Source organism: Lentisphaerota bacterium (assembly GCA_016873675.1).
Taxonomy (GTDB): Bacteria; Verrucomicrobiota; Kiritimatiellia; order RFP12; family JAAYNR01; genus VGWG01.
The window spans coordinates 1-5,182 of record VGWG01000154.1; the positions used below are offsets into that span (position 1 = coordinate 1).

The following is a 5,182-nucleotide window of genomic DNA, read 5'->3' on the forward strand; positions in this document are numbered from 1 at the left end:
GCGATGATACGCAAGCGATATTTTTTACTGGGTCATCGGCGGGGTGCGATTTTACTTCATTGCCTCGCACCTTGAATTCAGTATTGTGCACATTCCATACGGGCGACGCGCATCCTATGGGCGCGTCGCGCGCACGAAGGCGTCCGCCGAGGCGGTAATGGTCTGGATGGCGACGCTGAAGCTCAAGCGGAAGTATCCGGGGCACCCAAACCCTCTTCCGGGAACCGCCAGAATATTCTGTTCCAGCAGACGCTTCACGAACGCCAGATCGTCGCCGCCCGGCGCCTCGGCGAAGAAATAAAACGCCCCCTGCGGCAGGGCGAACGGAATGCCGGCCGCCCGCAAGACCCGCGCCATCTCGCGGCGGCGCGCGTCGTAAACCGTCACATCGACGTGCTCATCCACCAAGTGCTTCACCAGCGCCTGGCCGATCACCGGCGCGTTGACAAAGCCGAGCGTCCGGTTGGTCATCACCACGGCATCAAGAAGGGTCCTGGCATCCGGCATCGCCGGATTCACCAGCAGATAGCCCACCCGTTCTCCCGCCAGCGCCAGGCTCTTGGAAAAGGAGCCGACGACCACGGTGTCCGGTGTGAGCGGCAGGACCGGCGGCACAACCGCGCCGTCATACGCCAGCGCCCGATACGGTTCGTCGCTGACGAGAAAGATGGGCCGCTCGCGGCCGGCGTTGGCCGTTGTGATCTCATCCGCCAGCGTCTGGAGCGCCTCGCGGGCATAGATGCATCCGGCGGGATTGTTGGGCGAATTGATCAGCACGACCCGCGTGCGGGGTCCGATCGCGGCCGCCAACGCCGGAACATCGAGCTGGAAATCGGGCGGTCGGGACGGAACCGGCCGCAACACGCCGCCGAAATGGCCGCAATAGGCGCCATATTCGACAAAATAAGGGGCCGGCACGATCACCTCGTCGCCCGGATCCAGCACCGCCCGGAAAAACGCGGTCAGCGCGCCCGCCGCGCCGCACGTCACCACGACATCGGCCGCCGTCACCGGCGTGCACTGCTCCTGCGACAGCTTGCGCGCGAGCGCGGCCCGCGTCGCCGGCAGCCCCGCGTTCGGACAGTAACCCAAGCCGAGGGGCTTCACCGCCTGCTCCGCAATCTGCAGCAACACCTCGCGCGCCCGCGCCGGCGCCGGTACGTCGGGGTTGCCGAGGCTGAAATCGAAGACGTTTTCCGCGCCCACCTTCTGCTTCAACTCGATCCCGGCCTCAAACATCCGCCGGATCCACGACGCATTCGCCATCTGCTCCCGCACCGCCTGTGTCACCACTCCGCTCATCCGTCGCTCCCGTGTTCCGTGCCCGAACCCAACCTGCGCCGGGGCGCCCGATCCCGGATCACCCCTCCCCGTCCTCGCTGTCATGCCCGTCATCCAGCATCCGCACCGTCACCGACTTTCGGTTTTTCAATAGCTTGGAGCCTCGGGTGATTTTGCACAGGCTGATGCCCAGTTCATCGGCGATCCTGCGCTGCGGCATGCCGGCGCGGAGCTTTCGGAGCAACAGCCATCGCAGCGCCAGATCCCGCGTCTCGGCGGCAGTCAGAATCTCGTCGAAGAAGCGGCGCATCTCAGCAGCCGATCCGACCCGGGCGAAGACGGAGGCGATCGCCTGCACCGCCTCTTCGCCGACCGATGACTCCTGCTGTGTGGGCATCATCAGGGATCCTCACGCGAGCGCGCGCAGCGCCGCCGCGTAGTCGGGTTCCTGCGCAATGTCGGGCACCTGCTCGGCATACGTGACCGTACCCGCCGGGCTGATCACCAGGACGGCGCGCGAAAACAGTCCGCGCAACGGCCCGGCGGTGACCGTCACACCATACGCCGTCCCAAATTCGGGGTTGCGGAAGGCGGACAAGGGCACGACGTGCTTCAGCCCCTCGGCCGCGCAAAACCGGCCCTGTGCAAAAGGCAGGTCAGCCGAAACGCACAGCACCACCGTGTTGACCTTCGCGCCGACCGCCTCGTTAAATCGGCGGACCGACGCCGCGCACACCGGCGTGTCGATGCTCGGAAAAATGCTCAGCACCACCGTCTTGCCCGCAAAATCGGCCAGCCGCGCGTCGGAAAGATCGCCTTTCACGAGCGCAAAAGCCGGCGCACGGCTGCCGACAGCCGGCAGGGTTCCACTGATTGACACCGGGGTTCCTTTAAACGTGACTGTTGCCATGGGGTCTCCTGTTGTTTGCGTGAGATCATTCGGATGACACGCGGCCAGTATACCAAACGGCGGCAGACAAGGCCAGCAGACGTTGGCGTAAGCAGCCATTCTAATTATGTCCTGAAGGTCCTGAATTCCGCATTTTCCTCATGCCTCAGGCGCGCCCGACCCGAGCATTTCCGGCAGCAATCCCTGCTCGCGGTAGACGTTGAGCTTGCGGATCAGCGTGCGGCGGCTGATGCCCAGTTCGACTGCCGCCTGAGATCGGTTTTGCTGTTTGCCCGCCAGCACAGCCAGAATCCTGTCGCGCTCGACATCGGCCAGCGCCCCGCCGCTGGCTCTCGCGGCCGGGGCGCGCCCCCTGACCGCGTCGCGGATATTGGGCGGCACGTCCCGCACGCCGAGGCGGTCGCTGTGCGCGAGTACCACCATCTTTTCGATCGTGTTACGCAACTCACGGACGTTCCCCGGCCAGGCGTAAACCCCCAGCAGTTCGGCGGCATCGGGCGTCATCCCCGCGATCACACGGCCGTGCTTGCCGGCGTATTCACGGATAAACGCATCGCTCAACAGCGGAATATCGGCGGCCCGCTGGGCCAGCGTGGGCAGGTTGATGTCGACCACGTTCAGTCGAAAGTAGAGATCCTCCCGGAATTTGCCCTGTTTGACCCACTCCTCCAGATTGCGGTTGGTCGCGGCGATCAGCCGGATGTCGACCGCCACCGTCTCCTCGCCACCGACCCGCTCGAACGTGCGGGTCTCGAGCACTCGCAGGAGTTTGACCTGAAGGCTGGCGTCAATTTCCGAGATCTCGTCCAGAAACAGTGTCCCGCCGTCGGCCTGTTCGAAGCGCCCCTTGCGCCGGGCGGTCGCGCCGGTGAACGCGCCGCGCTCGTGCCCGAACAATTCGCTCTCCAGCAGCGTCGGCGATAGCGCCGCGCAATGGACGGCCACGAATGGTCCGCGCGCGCGGCCGCTCAGCCGGTGGACGGCTTGGGCGACCAGCTCCTTGCCGGTGCCGCTGGCGCCGCGAATCAGGACGGTCGCCTGGGTGGGCGCGGCCTGGCGAATGAGGTCAAACACGTGTCGCATCTCGGGCGCCTGCCCGATGATCCGCTCCATTCCGTATTTGTCGTCGAGCCGGCCCTCGAGCTCCTGAACCCGCGCCTTCATCGCGCGCGACTGGAGCGCGCGTTCGAGCACCACCTCCAGATGATCCAGATTGACCGGCTTGGTGAGAAAATCGTAGGCGCCCTGCTTCATCGCCTCGACCGCCGTCTCGATGGAGCCGTAAGCCGAGAGCAGCAAACACACCACGTCGGGATGGCGCGCCTGCACGCGGCGCAGGAGTTCGAGTCCGTCCATCCCCGGCATGCGCAGATCGGCGAGCATCACGTCAACATCACCGCGGGCCAGCTCGTCCATGGCCCGAGGCGCGCTTTCGGCCTGCCGGACGTCGTAAAGCCGCCGCAAAGCCCGCTCCAGCCCGTCGCGTGTGTTCTTGTCGTCATCCACCACCAGAACCAGCGGACGGTGATTCGTCTGTGTTTCCATGGTCCTTTACCCCTTCTCCACCGTCGTGCTGAGCATCCGTATGCGCCGCGCCGCCCGCGGGAGCATAATTCGGAAACAGCTTCCCTCGCCGGGCCGACTGGCCACCTCGATCTGCCCGCCATGCTCCTGCACAATCCGTTGCACGATCATCAGGCCAAGCCCGGTTCCGTTCGCCTTGGTTGTCTGATAAGGCTGGAACAGCCGGCCCATCTGCTCGGGGCCGAAGCCTACACCCGTGTCGAGAAACGCAACCTCCAGCCAGACGTCTGAGGCCTGCATGGCGATCTTGAGGCTTCCGCCGTCGGGCATCGCCTCCAAAGCGTTCTTGATGAGATTGAAGAAAACCTGCTTGATCTGATGCCGGTCGATCTGAACCTTGGGAATCTCGCCGGGAAATTCAACGGCGACCTCGATCCGCCGGTTTTCGATCTCGGTTTTCATGAGGCGCAGGGTCTCCTGAAGCAGATCGGCGACATCGCCAGCCGCGAAGACCGGTTGTTGCGGCCGGACCGCCCTGAGAAACTGCGTGATGATCGTGTCGAGTCGCTCCACCTCGTTGCGCGCCACGTCCACCAGGTCGCCGAGCTCGTCACGCGATTGATCGGGGAGAGCCGCCACCGCGCGAGACAGCAATTGCAGATGGATGTTCAGCGCATTGAGCGGATTACCGATCTCGTGCGCGACGCCGGCGGCGAGCAGCTTGACCGCGTTGGTGCGCTCGCTCTCCAGCGCAGACGCCTCCTCCGCCCGGTCGCGCGTCACGTCGCGCAAGATAATTAAGACCGAAGGGCCCGCCGCCTCGCCGTCGCCGACACCGCCCGGATCGGGCAGGGGCACGGCATAGAGGCTGAGATGCCGGTGCTCGGGATAGGCCACCTCAACCTCCCGCGTCACCATCCGCGACCATTCGTCGGCATCGGTGATCCGCAGCAGGCGGTCCCAATCGAGATCCCGCAGCAACCGCATCACCGAACGGCCGCGCAGTTTGGCGTGCTCAAATCCGAGCATGTGCTCCGTCGCCCGGTTTGCGTAGAGGAGCCGCCCCTGGCTGTCAACCGCCAGCACCCCCTCCTGAATCGACTGAAAAATCGCCTCCAGAAAACCACGCTCGTTCGCCAGCCGCATGAAATGCGCCTGCAGGCTTCCAGAATCGATCCGATCCAGCCGCGAGACCAATTTATCCAGAAATCCACTGGCTTTCACTGTCACACCCCTTTCACAGTGTCAGAATGGCATACATGATAGCGGGTAAGACCGAACGATGCAACGGAAATGTAATCAGTTCCGAATTGTTCTGAATACGGCGCTTGCAGAACCGACGCAGGAGGTTTTGCAAGTGCCTCCTCTAGCCGGCGTGTTCGGGAGGTTCCTGACTCATCCGTTCCAGGGCCCATCGGGCGCGTGCGGCGGTGTTGACTTCAGGGATATGGGTCAAGCGGCGCAACG

At 64.4% G+C, this 5,182-nt stretch carries 5 protein-coding genes; all 5 read right to left on the minus strand.

Annotated elements, in window-relative coordinates; translation table 11 throughout:
• Positions 1-114: 114 nt before the first annotated feature.
• Positions 115-1,302 (minus strand): pyridoxal phosphate-dependent aminotransferase, encoded by a 1,188-nt coding sequence (locus FJ222_11915; GenBank protein ID MBM4165127.1) that lies wholly within the window; start codon positions 1,300-1,302, stop codon positions 115-117.
• 58 nt (positions 1,303-1,360) lie between these two features.
• Positions 1,361-1,678: a transcriptional regulator gene (locus FJ222_11920; protein ID MBM4165128.1), complete on the minus strand. Its 318-nt coding sequence runs from the start codon at positions 1,676-1,678 to the stop codon at positions 1,361-1,363.
• A gap of 12 nt (positions 1,679-1,690) precedes the next feature.
• Entirely contained in the window at positions 1,691-2,191 is a 501-nt protein-coding gene (locus tag FJ222_11925) for a thiol peroxidase (protein ID MBM4165129.1), read from the minus strand.
• A 138-nt stretch (positions 2,192-2,329) separates the two neighbouring features.
• A complete protein-coding gene (locus tag FJ222_11930) occupies positions 2,330-3,736 on the minus strand; it encodes a sigma-54-dependent Fis family transcriptional regulator (protein MBM4165130.1) in 1,407 nt (468 codons plus the stop codon).
• Between the two features lie 6 nt (positions 3,737-3,742).
• The gene (locus tag FJ222_11935; GenBank protein MBM4165131.1) at positions 3,743-4,939 is read right to left on the minus strand and encodes a PAS domain S-box protein; all 1,197 of its coding nucleotides are present in this window, start codon (positions 4,937-4,939) and stop codon (positions 3,743-3,745) included.
• Between the last annotated feature and the right edge of the window lie 243 nt (positions 4,940-5,182).

Excerpts from the sequence above, each read along its gene's own strand:
- FJ222_11915 (MBM4165127.1), bottom strand. The coding sequence starts at position 1,302 with ATGAGCGGAGTGGTGACACAGGCGGTGCGGGAGCAGATGGCGAATGCG.
- FJ222_11920 (MBM4165128.1), bottom strand. The coding sequence starts at position 1,678 with ATGCCCACACAGCAGGAGTCATCGGTCGGCGAAGAGGCGGTGCAGGCG.
- FJ222_11925 (MBM4165129.1), bottom strand. The coding sequence starts at position 2,191 with ATGGCAACAGTCACGTTTAAAGGAACCCCGGTGTCAATCAGTGGAACC.
- FJ222_11930 (MBM4165130.1), bottom strand. The coding sequence starts at position 3,736 with ATGGAAACACAGACGAATCACCGTCCGCTGGTTCTGGTGGTGGATGAC.